Genomic DNA, 15415 nt, shown 5'->3' on the forward strand with positions numbered 1-15415 from the left:
AACGGCATCCATGAACCTCTTCATCATCGGCTTCGGCTACACCGCCCAGCGCTTCGTCGAGCTGCACCGTGGCGCGTTCGCCCGCATCGGCGGCACGGTCCGCAGCGCCGACAAGCGCGCGCGACTGGCGCATGATGACATCGACCTGTTCGACGGCACGGCCCCCGCGGCCGCGACGCTGGCGAAGGCGGCGCAGGCCGACGTCGTGCTGATCTCGGTGCCGCCTGGAGGAGGCGACGACCCAGTGCTGGCCGCATTCGGCGACGCCATCACGGCGGGGCGCGCGCGGCACGTGGTCTATCTCTCGACCGTCGGCGTCTATGGCGACCATCAGGGCGGCTGGATCGATGAGGACACGCCGCTGGCACCCGAGCACGACCGGGTGCAGGCCCGGGTCCGCGTCGAGCAGGACTGGCGCGCGCGGATCGGTGACCGGCTCGCGGTGCTCCGGCTCGGCGGCATCTACGGGCCGGGCCGCAACGCGCTGGTCGAGCTGCGGGCCGGGCGGGCGCGGCGCATCGTCAAGCCGGGACAGGTGTTCAACCGTATCCATGTCGATGACGCGGCCAGCGCGATCATGGGCGCGATCCAGCGCGGGTCAGGCGGCGCCTGGAACATCGTCGACGACGAGCCTGCGCCGCCGCAGGACGTCATCGCCTATGCCGCTGCGTTGATGGGCATCGCCCCGCCGCCGGAACTTCCGTTCGACCGCGCCGAGCTGTCGCCGATGGCGCGCAGCTTCTATGCCAGCAACCGGCGCATCCGGAATATCCGCGCCAGGCAGGAGCTCGGCGTCGGCTTCGCCTACCCGACCTATCGCGCCGGGCTCGAGGCGCTATGGGCCGCCGGCGAAGGGCGCTGACGCGAGATTTCCGCCGCCGAGCGGGAAACCTTTCACGCCACTGACGATTGCAACGAACAGAGATTGTCATGCGGGTTTGACGCGGCTGCACGTCGCGCAGCCCTCACGGATCAAAGGATGTTCGACATGCAAGGCGATCAACCCATCAGCTGGCTGATGTTCTTCACGCTCGCGGCCGCGATCATCATCGCCGCCGGCGCGTTCCTGGCCTTCCTGCGGTCGCGGCACAACCGAGAGATCGCGGCGGTGGCGCTCGAGGGAGACGACCGGGGCCGCGGCGTGGCCCCGTCAGGCGCCCTGCCCGAGCTCGGCGGCCTGTTCGTGCTCGCGCTGGTGGTCGCCGGCCTGCTGGTTGCCGGCTATCAGAGCGGCGGCGCGACGCGCTTCGCCGGCGGCGACAAGCCGACGCCAGTGCCGTCAGCGCCGACCAACACCGACCGCGGCACCACGGTCGGCGCCGGCGCCGCGATCACCCCGCCGGAAGCCCCGACCATGACCCAGCCGGCACGGCCCGGCCCGGACCTGCGTACCGCGCCCGCGTCGTCGTCGACGGGAGCCGGCCCCGAGAGCGGCGGGCATCCGGAGGCCAATCCCCCGGCGAGGTGAAAAAGCGCCTCTCGAAAGCAAGAAGGCCGCGCAATGCGCGGCCTTCTTGATGTTCACTCCAAGTTTGATGTTCACGCCGGGAGGATCCCCCCCGATCAGATCGCGGCTGCGACCTTGTCGAGGCCGATGGTGCGCGCAAGCCGCCGCACTTCGTCCTTCTGATCCTCGCGCAACTGCCACAGCAGCGGCATCGCGGCCGACTTCAGCTGTTGCACCTCATCCGAATCCGGATCGAGCGCCACCGCGCCCGGCTTCGCCGCGCCCTGGCGTCCGGCGTGGATCTTGCGGGCGACGGCGCGCAGCGCCGTCTCGACCGCCGGCCAATAATATTCCTGGCTCGACGAGAGCCGCAGCCGTTCCTTGATGCCTGCGATCTGGCCGTCCGACAGCAACGAATAGGCCTTTTGCACCTCCGGCTTCAGCGGCGCCGGGGCCGGCTCGCTCCTGGCGAGAATCTTGGACTTCGGCACCATCGGCTCGGCAGCGACGACCGCGGCAGCCGACGCCTTTGCCATCTCCGGCTCGGACGGCGCATAGGCATAGGCCTGACGCAGCGTCGCCTTCGACGGGGCACTCGGCTGCTGCACCTCGGGGGTCGCAAGTGTGACCATCGCCAGGCGGTCGCCCTTGGCTTCACGATTGGAGAGCGGGCTCTTCGCCACCACCGGCGGCATCATCGCACCGGCCGAAGGCACGCTGTCCTGCATCAGGACGCTCGTCACGGCCGCGCCTGCAATCAGCACGCCCAGCAAAGCGACAAAAGCGATCGACTTCGTCACGCAATTCTCCGTATCCCGGCGGAAAGCCGCACTTTGCCGAAAAGTGGGAGTTAATTAAGGCTTTACGATGCCACAGAAACACAGAGGCCACCATTCTGCCCTGTGAACATGACGGACATTTTTTTTCACGCCGCCGAAGACAGCTCGGCCGGCATCAGCAGATCGTACGCGGCCTGGATGTCGGCAACGATGTCGGAGGCTTCCCAAAGCGCGGCCGGTTCCACCGAATGCAAGCTGATGGTCCAGTTCCCGCCGCGGGCGGTGCGGGGAACGCTCATGATGTCGAACTGGACGTTGCGGCATAGCGGATGCCGCTGCAGAGCATGCCCGACGCGGATCCGGATCTCCTCGAGCGTCACCCGCTCTTTGTCCTGCCGTAGCCCGATGCCCATCGCACGATTCCGCCAAGTTCAAGCTCCGCGGATTGTGGGACCCGATGGTTAATGGTGCCTTAAGGACACACATCACGTTTTCTCATGGCCGGAGGCCACCCGCGCCGCCGTACTCATCAGCCGTGCGCGCCACCAGCACGGCGACCGACGGGATGTCGGTGACCCCCGAGGTCGCGTGCCCGGCGCTCCAGATGTCGCGCCAGCGTTTCGGCCGCGCCTCGCGCGCAGCGATGTCGATGTCACTGCCGATCTCGATCGCGCCACGCGCCGGCAAGGCTTCGGGATCGAGCCCGGCCGCGACGATCGACGGCCGGAGCATGCTGGTCGGCAGGCCGGTGAAGGCCGAGGTGAGCAGCACGTCGTCGGCCGAACTCGCGACCAGCATCGACTTGTACCGGTCATCGGCCAGGCTTTCGCGCGTGGCGATGAACTTCGTGCCCATGTAAGCGAGATCGCAGCCGAGCACCTCGGCCGCCCGCAACGCCACGCCGTCGCTGATGCCGCCGGCGAGCACGATCGGCCCGGCGAAGAACGCCCTGACCGCGCGCACGAAGGCGAATGGATTGAGCCAGCCGGTCTGGCCGCCCGCCCCGGCCGTGAGCAGCACCAGGCCATCTGCGCCGGCCTCGACCGCGCGCTCTGCATGACGGATCGAGGCGACGTCAGCGAACACCAGCGCACCCGCATCATGCAAGGGCGCAACAACCTTTGCCGGCGAGCCGACCGAGGTAATCACGATCTCCGGGCGGCGCCGCAACAGCACCGCGAGATCGTCCTGCAGCCGCGCGTTTGATTGATGCACGATCAGATTCGGGCAGACCGGCGCAGCCGCAGCGCCGCTCGCATCGCTGCTGCGCGCAAGCCGATCGGCAATCTGGAGCAGCCAGGCGTCGAGCTCGTCGGGGGTTCGACAATTGACCGTCGGGAACGCGCCGATCACGCCGTTGGTGCAGGCCGTGCTCACCAGCTCGATTCCCGACACCAGGAACATCGGCGCTGCGATCAGCGGCAGGCGCAGCCGCGCCCGCAGCCCGTCCCATCGAGTGTCCTGCACGGCGCGTTCCTCCCCGATCCTTGTTGGCTCAGGGATAACGGCGCCGCCGCGTGCGATCAATCGTCGCCGAAGAAGCTGAAGCGCGGCCCCTCCATGCCGACCGGCTGCGCCGCATAGGCGCGCGGCGTCGTATCCTCACGCACGGCCTGCTCGACCGCGCGCAGATCCTGCTCGCGGCGCTGGCGCCGGCGCTCGACATATTGCCGGTGCCGCTCGGTGCGGCGCTGCTCCGCGACGCGCTTGCGCTCCGCCCCGCGCGCCTTGAGATCCGCGTCCTCGGCCTTCGCTGCGGCCTTGTCCTGTCCCTTCTCCTGAACGTCCTCGGCGGTACCGGCCTGCGTGCTGGCCGGCGCCGAAGAGGCGGCGGGCACAGCCGTCGCGTCCGGCACGGCAGCCTGCGGCGAGGGCGAGGGATTGGGCGATACCGGCGTCGCCGGCCCCGTCTCCGCTGCTGCGGGCGCCACCTTGATCGGCGTGGTCGCGGCCGCCTGCGTTGCCGCAAGATACGAGGTGGTCGTCGGACTTGGCGACGGCGTCTCCGGCACGGAACGCGCGAGCTTGGCCTGCTCGAACACCTGCGAACTCGGATGCATGCCCTCCGCGATCATGAGCCCGCCGCCGAGACCGGCCGCGACGGCGATGGCGACCGTTCCGGCTCCCGCAAAAAAAGCTGTCGAGGTGCGCATGGCCTTGCTCCGCTATTGTTCGGCCGGGCAACGCGGCGCGCGCAGCGATGTTCCGAGGACGACAAGCGCGCCTTGAGCATGATGGGCTTTCTGATAGCGTCGGCAACAAGCCCCGCGACGCCATAACGATCGCGGCATCTCGGGAGGATCGTCCATGAGCCCACAGCTTCATTCGTTTCCGGTCGTCTGCGAGCAGACCCTGCTCACGCTGTCGCGTCATCCGTCGCGCACCGCCTTCAGCTGGCCGGACGGATCGCTGACCTATCAGGGCGCGATCGACCTGATCGGCCGCATGCAGTCCGTATTCATGCGGCTCGGCCTGCCGCCGGGAACACGCGTCGCGTTCCTCAGCGCGAACCGCGCCGATGCCTGGTGCGCCGGCACGGCGGCGCAGCTGTCGCGGCTCGCCATCACCTGGCTGCATCCGCTGGGCTCGCTCGACGATCAGCTGTTCCAGCTCGCCGATTCCGAATCGCAGGTGCTGGTGATCGATGCCGCCGCGTTCCACGACCGCGGCGGCGAACTGGCCGCGCGCTCGGGCGGCCTGCGCCACGTGTTCACGCTGGGCGCAGCCGGCTATGGCGTCGACCTCCTCGCCGCGATCGAGCAGTCAGGCCACGCCAGCGCGCGCAACTTCGCCACGCCCGAGGACATCGCGACCTTGAACTACACCGGCGGCACCACCGGAAAGTCGAAGGGCGCGCTGCGCCATCACCGGGAATATGGCGGCTTCGCCACCGCGATCCTCGCCGATTTCGAGATCCCGGAGCGCGCCCGCTATCTGACGGTCGCCCCGATCAGCCATGTCGCCGGCACCAAGGTGCTGCCGACCCTGATGCGCGGCGGCACCGTGCACATGCTGAAGAGCTTCGATCCGGAGGCCGTGCTCGCGACCATCGCGCGCGAGCACATCAACTTCACGCTGTTCGTGCCGACGATGATCTACGTGCTGCTCGATCATCCCGCGTTAGCTAAGACAGATCTCTCCTCGCTCGAGCTCGTGCTGTACGGCGCCTCGGCGATGTCGCCGACACGGCTGGTCGAAGGCATCGAGCGCATCGGCCCGGTGTTCTCGCAGCTCTATGGCCAGACCGAATGCTATCCCGTCTCGGTGCTGCGGAAGGCCGATCATGATCCGAAGCAGCCGGAGCTGTTCCTGTCCTGCGGCTTCCCGATCGCGGCCTGCGAGGTCAAGATCCTCGATGACCATGATCAGGAGGTCGCGCTGGGCGAGGCCGGCGAAATCTGCGTGCGCGCGCCGCATGTGATGGCGGAATATTGGCAGCGGCCGGACATCACCGCCGAGACCTTGAAGAACGGCTGGCTGCACACCGGCGACATCGCCCGCCGCGACGAGCGCGGCTACATGTACATCCTCGACCGCAAGAAGGACATGATCGTCTCCGGCGGCTTCAACATCTTCCCGCGCGAGATCGAGGACGTGCTGACGCAACATGCCGACGTGGCGATGTGCGCGGTGGTCGGCGTGCCCGACGACAAATGGGGCGAGGCTGTCACCGCGATCGTGGTGCCCCGCGCCGGCGCGCAGATCGACGCTGCCGAGCTGATCGAGCTCGTGAAGGCGCGCAAGGGCTCGGCCCATGCGCCCAAGAGCATCTCGTTCGTCAAGGAGCTGCCGATGACCGGCGTCGGCAAGGTCGACAAGAAGGTGCTGCGCGCACGGTTCTGGGAGGGCCGCGGGCGGATGGTGGGGTAGCGGCATCATCAGCTCCCTCGATCGCCACCGTCATTGCTCTTGCGCCGAAGCAATCCAGGGCCGCGGATGAGGCCCTGGATTGCTTCGCTCCGCTCGCAACGACGGCAATCCAGACTCGCGGCTTTGCAATGCCGATGGAAGCTCTCGCCCGTAGCCGCCGCGCTCCGCTGTCGTCCCGGGCAAGCGAAGCGCGACCCGGGATCCATAACCACAGGGCAGCGTCGTAAGCGCTGACGTAGCGACCCGCGTGCCTCGACCATCGTCTTATGATCATGGGTCCCGGCGTTCGCCGGGACGACAGCCTTTGTGTGGCGCGATACTCGCCACGCGATCCGCTGTATCCAAACAACACTGAATGCGCTGCCCCCATTGCAGACATGACATTGCTGCCTCGCGGCGCATCTGCGTCCGAGTCTTGCTGGTGTCGTTCCCCTCCAACTCACGGAGGGTGCAGGGAAGGCCAGGCCTCGACCGAGGCCTGCGGTCCGCGTGCAGCAAAAAAGCACGCGGCAGAACCACAGGTTCGGCCGGATAGACCCGGCCTTCCCTGCGCGATGGCTTTACGATTTATACGCAGTCTCCTCGGTGACCGGCTTGTTTGCCACCGTGGCGACAACGCGTTTCACGCGTTGCGCGGACCTCAGCGTCGGGAGGCCAGGACCCTGCGACTTCACCGTCCGCGACGTGGCGTACGTCGGCATGCCCAAAGCATGCTGCGCCCCATCGCGGCCACCGCATCCCACCCCAACGCATCGTGACGTTCGCGAAGCGCCCCTCGTCAGTGAAGCGGGATGCGGAGAAGAGACCATGGATTTCTGAAAATGCAAAGTCGAATATTTTTCGCTCCGCATCTGGACAGCCCAAATCAGCTTGATCGCGCGAGCGAATTTCGTCTTTGCGCGCGCCGCTGCGGACGCCCGACCTGCGCCGGAAAGTATCGATGGGGAAGCAAGCCTGCTCGTCGGCCAAATCAACCTCGCTGCGGCACAACGAATCCCAGGCGACGCGCGACAGAGGGCCCAACGAAAAGCCGGTCTGCACTCCGACCCGCTGTCGTGCCGAACAAGCGAAGCCGGACGATGTGCAGGCATCGTCGCGTTCGCGCGACCCAGGACCGAGACCCCAGGACGTGGCGAGCCCGGATGCATCAATGCGCGTGCCTCGAATATGGCCCTGGGTTATGGGTCCCGGCGTTCGCCGGGACGACATTGATTTTGTCGGACGAGCGTCCAGACACGACAACCATCTCACAACGCCGCGAACGCAGCGCGCGACGGTGCGAGCGGCAACCAGTCCGGGATGCGGCGCTTGGCGAGCCAATACGGCCGCCACAGCATTCGCCATGTGGTGAGATCCACAGGGGCCTGGCGCCATTTCATTCGACCGGTCTCGATCTGCGACAGATCGTGCAGGTGCAGCCAGCGCCGCGCGATCCACCAGAGCTCGCGGGCGACGTCAGCATTCCCCCGTCCCTTGAGCTGGACGATGCCCAACAACGGATCAGGAAAACGGACGGCGACCTCCAGCGTCGCGACGCGTTCGCCCAGGTGCCGGACGCTCCACAGCCGAGAGCGATTGTGGGCGATGTCGGAGCCATAGGTGCGGACACAATTGCGCATAGTCATCGCTTCGTCGACCAGATCCGGGATGTCATCCAGCGGCCGAAACTCATAGTCCCCGACGCGACCGGGATGGAGCCACATGTCGCGGATTGGCCGTTGACCGAGATTGAGATGCAGCGAGACTTTCCCTCGCCAAGCGAGGGCAGCCGTCATTGCGGCATCGAGCTTCATGGCTGGCGTCCACGGCCTTTCGACGAGCTCGCGGCCGAAGCCGGCGGGCTGCCCCGAGAACCAGATCCACAGACCGAGCAGATGCATGCGGTCGCGCTTCAGCACCAGCGGCGCCCGCAGATACTCACGGGCGATCCACACCGCGGCCGGCTCATGCGCCAGCGCCGCCATCTCCGCCACGAGCTGCAGCCAGGTCGGCATCAGCTTCGGCGAGCGCGGCAAATGGTTGCCGATCTGCCGCCGGAACAGCTCGCCGTCTGGCAATGGTGGGATCGGACGGACGAACGCCTCCGGTGGCAGCTTGCGCAGCCAGAGCGGCAGACCGGCCGCGGCCGCCGCCTCGGCCAGCGGACGCCCCGCGATCACGCACGCGATCGCCCGCTCCGGATCGACATCCGGGCGCGGCACTGCCAGCGCGAACAGCAGCGCCGGAAAGCTCAACGCGAGGTCGGCGAGATGAGGATGTCGCATCGCGCATGCGCGCACGCGGGATTGCAGACGAGACGAATAGCGCCGCAGCCGGCGTTCGCGCAGGTCGGAACGCTCCGGCTCCCGGCTGGGAGTCAGCAAGAGATTTGATGTCATGACACGACGGTTCAAGCGCAGGCCACGAGGGCCGCGGGCTTTTCGATGAGATGCGAAAGGGTCAAATCATGGCCGGGACAATCATCCCGGTCGGCCGCGTCAATGATCGCGCAGCGAGCCCGGGAAGCGCGTGAGTCTGAACATCGTCGCCTCCTGCGTTGAAGTTGGGATGCGCCGAACTAGCGTGTTTCTCGGCAGAGCGCAACCATGGCCGCCGCCTCCTCCCACCTCGATGCACACGGGTCATCCTTGCGAAAGGTTGTCGGCGACCGGCACACCGCCGGCGCGAGCCCCCGAAACGACGAGGCGATCCAGGCCTTCCAGACAGATGATTCGACTTGGCCCTGGATTGCTTCGCTGCGCTCGCGACGACGTGGTGAGTGAGCAGCGACCTGGATCGTTGATACTGACTGCGCGGAGCGATGCACCAGCCCTACCGCTTCCCCTTCGTCATGTTCAGCGCCACCGCGGCGCGGATCAGCGCCATGAACGCAGTCTCATCGATCTCGTCGCCCTCATGGAGGTCGATCGCCCGGCGGGTATTGCCGTCGAGGCTGGCGTTGAACAGGCCGGAAGGGTCCGGCAGCGATGCACCCTTGGCGAAGGTCAGCTTCACCGCGGCCTTGTAGGTCTCGCCGGTGCAGACGATGCCGGCATGCGACCATACGGGAACGCCACGCCACTTCCACTCTTCGACGATATCGGGATCGGCCCGTTTGATGAGATCGCGGACGTAGCTGAGCGTGACGCCGCGCCAATCCCCGAGCTCCTTGATCCGGGCGTCGATCAGCTCCGACGGAGACTGGTTCCCCTCGCCGACGCTCGTAGCCTTCGTTGGTTTCGCCATGACGCTTATTCCCATCCACCTGCTTGTCGTTTCACCTGCGTGTAGTCCGCGTCGTAGTTATACGACCATCTTGGCCTGCTCAAGTTTATAGCAATATTGATAACTCCACGGCCAAGCGGCACAGTGCACCAACGAGGTGTCGTCCAACATCACCGAGGTGCAGCACGACGCCAGCGAAACCGGCTCGGCCTCGTCCCAGGTGCTGTCGGCGGCGCAGTCGCTGTCACAGGACAGCAACCGGCTGAAGCTGGAGGTGGGACGATTCTTGAACACGGTGCGGGCGGCGCAAGAGCGAAATCGTTCGTCGTTGAACTCGTTCACTCGCGACAACGGCAGTTTGTTCCCTCTCCCGCTTGCGGGGGAGGGCTAGGGAGGGGGCCGCTCCAGCGGCGGTGTGCGTGGCGCCCCCTCTCCAACTCTCCCCCGCAAGCGGGGGAGAGGGCACAGCGGAGCTTGGCGCGGGGTTGATCGGTTCACCGGAAACGAAGCAGGCAACTGCCGATCACCGGCCCAACTTAATAACACCTCGCCGCAGCACGCCGTTGGAAACGAGGCAGCGCCGGTGCGGTGATCAGTTCGCCAACTCGCCGTGAACGCAATCCGGACGGCTGACCGCCCCCTCACCGCTTTTCGATCACCAGGCTCTGCACCACCCGGCCGAAATAGCCCCTGACATCGCCCAGCCGCGCCATCGCCAGACCCGCGCCGTCCGGGCCGATCCAGCTTTCGGCGTCGAGCAGGATCCAGTCGCCGACCGGCTCGCGGGCCATGTTCACGGTGAGGTCGGCATTGAGGAACGTATAGCTGTGGAAGTCGAGCGCGGCGGAGGTGCCGTTGCAGAAGTCGCTCGCGACCACGGCGCGCATCGCCTGCGACACGGCGTGGCCTTCGACCAGCGGCCAGTCGACGCGATACCAGATCGCGCCGGGACCCTTGACGCCGAACCGGCCGCGCGCAGCGCGCAGCGTCATGCCACGCACGAAGGGGCTGGTCGAGAAATCCGCAGGCTCCGGCAGGGCCTCGTCAGGGCCGACCAGATCGACCGGCAGCTCGCGGACATCGTCCGGCAGCGGCACCGCGTCCTGCCTGATCTTGAGCACCGTCGCCGTGACGACCACCGTGTCGCCGGCGCGCAAGCGCACGGCGCAGAGCTGGATCTTGCGCCCCTCGCGCAGCACCTCGGTCTCGATGAGGCGCTCTGCGAGCGGCACCGGGCGCATCAGGTCGATGGTGACGCGGGCGATGCGCATCGGCGACTTCGTCGGAATGCGCTCGGCCGCCCACACGGCCAGCGCCGATGGCGCAGACCCATGTTGCATGGTCGGATCCCAGGGTCCCGCAGCATCGGAGCCGACGGCGACCCGATTGTCCGCGATGCGGAAGATCGGCCGCATCAGCGCGCGCCTCGCCACGTCTCAGCCGGCGCTGGCAAAGGCGCGGTCGGCGCCATTGGGCAGTTCGATGTCGACCTCGAGCGTCGAGACATGCTTTCCCCGGTCCATGCGAACGATGACCTTGTCCGGATCAAGTACCACATGGCGCGAAACCACGGCGAGGATTTCCTCGCGCAGCTGCATCAGGAGATCGGGCTGTCCACGCAGACTGCGCTCGTGCGCGAGCAGGATCTGCAGCCGTTCCCGCGCGACGGGCGCGGAGGCTGCACGCCCCGTAAAGAGCCGCAGCACACTCATGCAGCCCTCCGTCCCAAGAGCAGGTTCATCAGGCCCTTGCGCTCGGTCGGGATCTGCATCTCGACCTCCTCGCCGAGCAGCCGGCGCATCGCATCGTGATAGGCGCGTGCGGGGGCGCTCGCCGGGCTGTTGAGCGTCACCGGGCAGCCGACATTGGAGGCGCGCAACACGTCCTGGCTCTCCGGCACGATGCCGAGCAACGGCGTCGCCAGGATTTCCAGCACGTCATCGATCGACAGCATCTCGCCGCGCGCGGCGCGGCCGGCATCGTACCGGGTGATGAGAATGTGCTTCTCGACGCGCTCGCCGTTTTCGGCGCGCACGGTCTTGGAGTCGAGCATGCCGATGATGCGGTCGGAATCGCGCACCGACGACACTTCCGGATTGGTGACGATGAGAGCCTCGTCGGCATAGCGCATCGCCAGCATGGCGCCGCGCTCGATGCCGGCCGGGCTGTCGCAGATCACCCAGTCGAAGGTCTTGCGCAGCTCAGCGATGACGCGGCCGACGCCGTCCTCGGTCAGCGCGTCCTTGTCCTTGGTCTGCGACGCCGGCAGCAGCCAGAGATTCTCCAGCCGCTTGTCGCGGATCAGAGCCTGCGGCAGCTTGGCGACGCCATGGACCACGTTGATGAGATCGAACACCACGCGGCGTTCCGCGCCCATCACCAGATCGAGGTTGCGCAGGCCGACGTCGAAATCGACGACGACGACCTTCTCGCCGGCCTGCGCCAGCGCCGCGCCCATCGCCGCCGTCGTGGTGGTCTTGCCGACGCCACCCTTGCCCGACGTCACTACGAGTACTTTCGACATGTCACGGATCCTCCTGCTACTCAGTTCAATGCAACGATCTTCATGGAATGACCTTCGAGCCGCGCCTGCACGGCCCGGCCGCGCAACGCGGCGTCGATCTGCTCGGCGGTCTGGTAGTAGCCGTCGATCGCGACCAGCTCGGCCTCGATCTTCTGGCAATAGATGCGCGCCGCCGCGTTGCCGTTGATGCCGGCCATCGCGCGGCCGCGCAGCGTGCCGTAGACGTGGATCGAGCCGCCGGCGACGATCTCGGCGCCCGACGACACCGCGCCGAGCACGGTGACGTCGCCATCGGGAAACACGACCGACTGGCCCGAGCGTACGGGCTGGTCGAGCAGCAGCGAGGTCGGCTGCTGCAGCGACGGCTTCTCCGGCTCGATCTCCTGCACGGCGCAGTGACGGCCGCCCGACAACAAGGGAGGCATGCCGAGCGACAGCCGCCCCTGCTCGACGCCTTCGAGACCGAGCACGCGGATGTTGCGCGACTCGATGCTCTTGATGAGATGGGTGATGGCGAGCGGGCTCAGATCCAGCGCTGAGAGATCGAGCACGATCGGCTTGCCGACGAAGAAGCCGGGCGAGCCCGCGAGCGTTGCATCGAGCTCAGCCAGCCAATCGGCAATCGGCACAACCGGCGAAAACACGAAGGCGACGTAGGAGCGCCCGCGCAGACGAATAACAGGACGCACCGTTTCAGCGCTGGCACTCATGACCATCCGACCCAACCCTTCTTAGTGATTGGTTAACTGTCGGCGCCAGATGGTTAACGGATAGTTAAATCGACGCTAAGCCGCTCAAAAATCGACAGCGGCCCGCCCGACATAGTTCGATGATGATCGAATCAAGGCGCAATCTTGGCATCAATGAGACGCAATTCATGAGCATCTGCGTCAAGACCCGTCACGCCTCATTTTAATCACATCATGATGATAACTTTAACGTACATATAATTCGGAACCGACGACTTTAAGAGGTTCCGATCGATTGACACTCGTCAGGGGGCGGGGCATGGGATCGATAGAGGCGCCCAAGGCACGGCAAACGTGCCACGGCGCCTTGCAGGAAGGGACCGCTGGCGTGCGATCGCTGATCGACGCGAAACGTCTGATTCTGCAAGTGATTCCGTATACTCTGAAGTGGCAGACCAGCTCCCGCTCTTCGTTTGAAACTAGCTCTCATACGACCGTGGCAGAAGCGTATCAGTTTACCGGAATCGAGCGTCAGAGGAGTAGCGTATGAGTTCGTTGAGTGAACAGAATCCGATGAACCCGCAGGACCCGCTGCACTATGCGCCGCGGTGGCTGCGCGAACGTCCGGAAGCCGCGCGTCTATCTCTCGTCGGTGACAATGCCAAGGCAGCGGAGGCGGCCGAGCGTCCCGCTTCGGGACAGCAAGGACAGCTCGATGCTCGCCTGGAGACCGCCGTGTTCGAATCCCTTCGCCAGTCGCTGAATCCGCAAGTCATGCGCGAGCCGCCGGATCTGGAGCGCGAGCGCGACCGCCGGTCGGTCGTGTTCAAGGTGGCCGGCCGCTTCGCCGCCGCAACCGGCGTCGCCGCCGTCGTCGCGCTGTTCTTCGTCAACATCGTGCCGGTGTGGCGCCAGCCCGACGCCAGCTCGTCCTTCGTCGCCGCCGTGCAGTCGATGAAGACGCTGCCGCCGGTCGCCGCCGACGTCCAGGACGCCAAGGCGGACCAGACCAGCGCGCTGCCCGAGCGGGTCGAGCCGCAGGCTCCGGCGCTGTCGCAGTTCAAATCGCTGCTCGCGGACGCTCCGGCGCCGACGGCAGAGACCGACACTCCAGAAAAGCCCATGCTGCAGCAGTTCATGCAGTGGAACCAGAAGACGGGTCAGATGGAGCGGGTTCGCTAACCCTCTGCACGACTGATCCGACTTCCAACACATCACAGGCGACGATGATCGACGTCCTACCGCAGAAAGCGGCAGCACGCCGTCCGCTGGCTCACGCCCGTATGGCAGCCATCCTGCTCGCGTCCCTCGTGGCCGGCGAGGCCGCTGCTGCGCCCGGCGAGAGTGTGAGCGTGGCGCGCCAGCTCGGCAGCCGCGTCGGCCCGATCATTGGCGCCGCGCTCGCGTGCCGCGACATCGCCCGGCCGCGCATCCAGGCCATCATCGAGAAATTCCAGCTCGTCATCCGCGAGGCCGCCGCCAGCGAGGCCGACCGTGACGAGCTGACGCGCCTGCTGGACCGCTATGTCGCCGAAGGTCGCAGCCTCGTCACGTCGGGCCGGCTGGATTGCGGCGGCGCCAATCGGCAGCTTGCCGATCTCGAACAATCCATCGCAGCGCCGCCTCCGGCGCGCGCGAACCTGTCTGCCGTGAGCATCGGACCTGCGACGGCGCAGGCCGCGACTGTACCGGCGCAACTGCTGCCGCCGGCCGGCAACGTGCGCGGGGTGACGCAGAGCGAGATCAAGCTCGGCATGGTCATTCCCTACAGCGGACCGGTGAAGGAGAGCGGGCGACTGCTCAAGATCGGCGTCGAGACGGCGTTCAATCGCGCCAACGAGGCCGGCGGCGTCAACGGCCGCATGCTGAAGCTCGTCACCGCCGATGACGGCTACGATCCCGCGCGCACGCTGGATGCGATGAAGCTGCTCTACGAGAAGGAGCAGGTGTTCGGCTATATCAGCAATTTCGGCTCGGCCACCGCCGCGGTCGCCATCCCCTACGCGCTCGAGCGCCGCACGCTGTTCTTCGCGCCCTATACCGGCGCCAACGTCGTGCGCCACGATCCGCCCGACCGCTACGTCTTCAACTACCGGCCGAGCTATGCCGAGGAGACCGACGCGCTGGTCCATTATCTCGTGAAGATGCGAAGGCTGCATCCGCGCCAGATCGTCGTGTTCGCGCAGAACGATGCCTTCGGCGACGCCGGCTTCGCCGGGGTGGCCAGGGCGTTCCGCACGCTCGGCGTCAGCGACAATTCGATCGTGCGGGTCAACTATCCGCGCAACACGGTCGAGGTCGACGACGCCATCAATCAGCTGAAGCTGCTGAAGACACCGGTCAAGGCGGTGGTGATGCTGGCGACGACGCGCGCCGCAGCCAAGTTCATCGAGAAGGCCCAGGGCGTATTTCCGGGCGTCATCTTCGCCAACATCTCCGCGGTTGCTGGCTCGGCGCTCGCCAGCGAGCTGATGCTGCTCGGACCGCGCTACGCCGAGGGCGTGATCGTCAGCCAGACCGTGCCCGGCGTCTCCGGCTATTCGAGCCTGGTGCTCGAATACAAGACCGCACTTGCGAAATATGCCCCGGGCGAGCCGGCCGACTACACCTCGCTCGAGGGCTACATCGCCGCGAGCATCCTGATCGAGGGACTGAAGCGCGCCGGTCCGAACTTCGATACCGAGCAACTGGTCGAAACGCTCGAGAACATGCGCAACATCGATCTCGGCCTCGGCACGCAGCTCGGCTTCGGCCGCGCCGAACACCAGGCTTCGCACAAGATCTGGGGCACGGCACTGGACGACAGCGGCACCTACCAACCCGTCGAACTTGAATAGGATACCGCTAGAGGCGCGACGGCCTCAACTACCAGGACATAAAGAGCGACAGAGAAACCCGACAT

Annotated in this window: 15 protein-coding genes and 1 pseudogene; 6 read left to right on the forward strand and 10 right to left on the reverse strand. The window is 66.5% G+C overall.

Going from position 1 to position 15415, the window contains the following annotated elements; genetic code table 11:
- Positions 1 to 10: 10 nt before the first annotated feature.
- Positions 11 to 862: an SDR family oxidoreductase gene (locus QW861_RS20320; RefSeq protein ID WP_315751446.1), complete on the forward strand. Its 852-nt coding sequence runs from the start codon at positions 11 to 13 to the stop codon at positions 860 to 862.
- Positions 863 to 988: 126 nt separating this feature from the next.
- Entirely contained in the window at positions 989 to 1468 is a 480-nt protein-coding gene (locus QW861_RS20325) for a hypothetical protein (protein ID WP_315751524.1), read from the forward strand.
- A 95-nt stretch (positions 1469 to 1563) separates the two neighbouring features.
- Here QW861_RS20325 and QW861_RS20330 read toward each other — a convergent pair whose 3' ends face one another.
- From QW861_RS20330 to QW861_RS20345, 4 genes are all read right to left on the reverse strand, one after another.
- Entirely contained in the window at positions 1564 to 2190 is a 627-nt protein-coding gene (locus QW861_RS20330) for a hypothetical protein (RefSeq protein WP_315716458.1), read from the reverse strand.
- Positions 2191 to 2372: 182 nt separating this feature from the next.
- Positions 2373 to 2639 carry a hypothetical protein gene (locus QW861_RS20335; protein WP_315716274.1) on the reverse strand — a complete coding sequence of 89 codons (267 nt, stop codon included), beginning with the start codon at positions 2637 to 2639 and terminating at the stop codon, positions 2373 to 2375.
- 82 nt (positions 2640 to 2721) lie between these two features.
- Positions 2722 to 3693: a nitronate monooxygenase gene (locus QW861_RS20340; RefSeq protein ID WP_315751444.1), complete on the reverse strand. Its 972-nt coding sequence runs from the start codon at positions 3691 to 3693 to the stop codon at positions 2722 to 2724.
- A 56-nt stretch (positions 3694 to 3749) separates the two neighbouring features.
- Positions 3750 to 4379 carry a hypothetical protein gene (locus tag QW861_RS20345; protein WP_315751442.1) on the reverse strand — a complete coding sequence of 210 codons (630 nt, stop codon included), beginning with the start codon at positions 4377 to 4379 and terminating at the stop codon, positions 3750 to 3752.
- Positions 4380 to 4533: 154 nt separating this feature from the next.
- On the opposite strand from QW861_RS20345, the gene QW861_RS20350 reads away from it, so the two are divergent.
- The gene (locus QW861_RS20350; protein ID WP_315751440.1) at positions 4534 to 6096 is read left to right on the forward strand and encodes an AMP-binding protein; all 1563 of its coding nucleotides are present in this window, start codon (positions 4534 to 4536) and stop codon (positions 6094 to 6096) included.
- 1247 nt (positions 6097 to 7343) lie between these two features.
- Here the strand turns inward: QW861_RS20350 and QW861_RS20355 are convergent.
- Together QW861_RS20355 and QW861_RS20360 are read right to left on the reverse strand one after the other, a co-directional pair.
- Positions 7344 to 8360: a hypothetical protein gene (locus QW861_RS20355; RefSeq protein ID WP_315751438.1), complete on the reverse strand. Its 1017-nt coding sequence runs from the start codon at positions 8358 to 8360 to the stop codon at positions 7344 to 7346.
- 547 nt (positions 8361 to 8907) lie between these two features.
- Complete coding sequence (locus tag QW861_RS20360) at positions 8908 to 9321, reverse strand: DUF1801 domain-containing protein (protein WP_315751436.1); 414 nt, start codon at positions 9319 to 9321, stop codon at positions 8908 to 8910.
- 112 nt (positions 9322 to 9433) lie between these two features.
- Between QW861_RS20360 and QW861_RS20365 the strand changes: the two are divergent.
- Positions 9434 to 9607, forward strand: a pseudogene (locus QW861_RS20365) (methyl-accepting chemotaxis protein); the annotation flags it as partial.
- Positions 9608 to 9941: 334 nt separating this feature from the next.
- On the opposite strand, the gene QW861_RS20370 reads toward QW861_RS20365, so the two are convergent.
- From QW861_RS20370 to minC, 4 genes are read right to left on the reverse strand one after another with little or no spacing between them, the layout of a single operon-like run.
- Entirely contained in the window at positions 9942 to 10715 is a 774-nt protein-coding gene (locus QW861_RS20370; RefSeq protein WP_316193441.1) for a thioesterase family protein, read from the reverse strand.
- A 21-nt stretch (positions 10716 to 10736) separates the two neighbouring features.
- Positions 10737 to 11012, reverse strand: a complete 276-nt coding sequence (gene minE, locus QW861_RS20375) for a cell division topological specificity factor MinE (RefSeq protein ID WP_315716282.1) — start codon at positions 11010 to 11012, stop codon at positions 10737 to 10739.
- Positions 11009 to 11824: a septum site-determining protein MinD gene (gene minD / locus QW861_RS20380; RefSeq protein ID WP_315716283.1), complete on the reverse strand. Its 816-nt coding sequence runs from the start codon at positions 11822 to 11824 to the stop codon at positions 11009 to 11011. The genes minE and minD overlap by 4 nt, the downstream gene beginning before the upstream one ends.
- A gap of 20 nt (positions 11825 to 11844) precedes the next feature.
- Positions 11845 to 12540: a septum site-determining protein MinC gene (gene minC / locus QW861_RS20385; RefSeq protein WP_315751435.1), complete on the reverse strand. Its 696-nt coding sequence runs from the start codon at positions 12538 to 12540 to the stop codon at positions 11845 to 11847.
- 519 nt (positions 12541 to 13059) lie between these two features.
- Here minC and QW861_RS20390 point away from each other — a divergent pair.
- Complete coding sequence (locus tag QW861_RS20390) at positions 13060 to 13695, forward strand: hypothetical protein (RefSeq protein ID WP_315751433.1); 636 nt, start codon at positions 13060 to 13062, stop codon at positions 13693 to 13695.
- 44 nt (positions 13696 to 13739) lie between these two features.
- Positions 13740 to 15350, forward strand: a complete 1611-nt coding sequence (locus QW861_RS20395; protein ID WP_315751431.1) for an ABC transporter substrate-binding protein — start codon at positions 13740 to 13742, stop codon at positions 15348 to 15350.
- Positions 15351 to 15415: the final 65 nt, after the last annotated feature.

The organism is Bradyrhizobium sp. SZCCHNRI1029, assembly GCF_032487555.1.
In the GTDB taxonomy this organism is placed as follows: Bacteria; Pseudomonadota; Alphaproteobacteria; order Rhizobiales; family Xanthobacteraceae; genus Bradyrhizobium.

Bases quoted from the DNA above. Each gene is read 5' to 3' on its own strand.
- QW861_RS20325 (WP_315751524.1), top strand. From the start codon at position 989: ATGCAAGGCGATCAACCCATCAGCTGGCTGATGTTCTTCACGCTCGCG.
- minC (WP_315751435.1), bottom strand. From the start codon at position 12,540: ATGGTCATGAGTGCCAGCGCTGAAACGGTGCGTCCTGTTATTCGTCTG.
- QW861_RS20390 (WP_315751433.1), top strand. From the start codon at position 13,060: ATGAGTTCGTTGAGTGAACAGAATCCGATGAACCCGCAGGACCCGCTG.
- minD (WP_315716283.1), bottom strand. From the start codon at position 11,824: ATGTCGAAAGTACTCGTAGTGACGTCGGGCAAGGGTGGCGTCGGCAAG.
- QW861_RS20360 (WP_315751436.1), bottom strand. From the start codon at position 9,321: ATGGCGAAACCAACGAAGGCTACGAGCGTCGGCGAGGGGAACCAGTCT.
- QW861_RS20355 (WP_315751438.1), bottom strand. From the start codon at position 8,360: ATGCGACATCCTCATCTCGCCGACCTCGCGTTGAGCTTTCCGGCGCTG.
- QW861_RS20370 (WP_316193441.1), bottom strand. From the start codon at position 10,715: ATGCGGCCGATCTTCCGCATCGCGGACAATCGGGTCGCCGTCGGCTCC.
- QW861_RS20395 (WP_315751431.1), top strand. From the start codon at position 13,740: ATGATCGACGTCCTACCGCAGAAAGCGGCAGCACGCCGTCCGCTGGCT.
- minE (WP_315716282.1), bottom strand. From the start codon at position 11,012: ATGAGTGTGCTGCGGCTCTTTACGGGGCGTGCAGCCTCCGCGCCCGTC.
- QW861_RS20350 (WP_315751440.1), top strand. From the start codon at position 4,534: ATGAGCCCACAGCTTCATTCGTTTCCGGTCGTCTGCGAGCAGACCCTG.
- QW861_RS20345 (WP_315751442.1), bottom strand. From the start codon at position 4,379: ATGCGCACCTCGACAGCTTTTTTTGCGGGAGCCGGAACGGTCGCCATC.
- QW861_RS20320 (WP_315751446.1), top strand. From the start codon at position 11: ATGAACCTCTTCATCATCGGCTTCGGCTACACCGCCCAGCGCTTCGTC.
- QW861_RS20335 (WP_315716274.1), bottom strand. From the start codon at position 2,639: ATGGGCATCGGGCTACGGCAGGACAAAGAGCGGGTGACGCTCGAGGAG.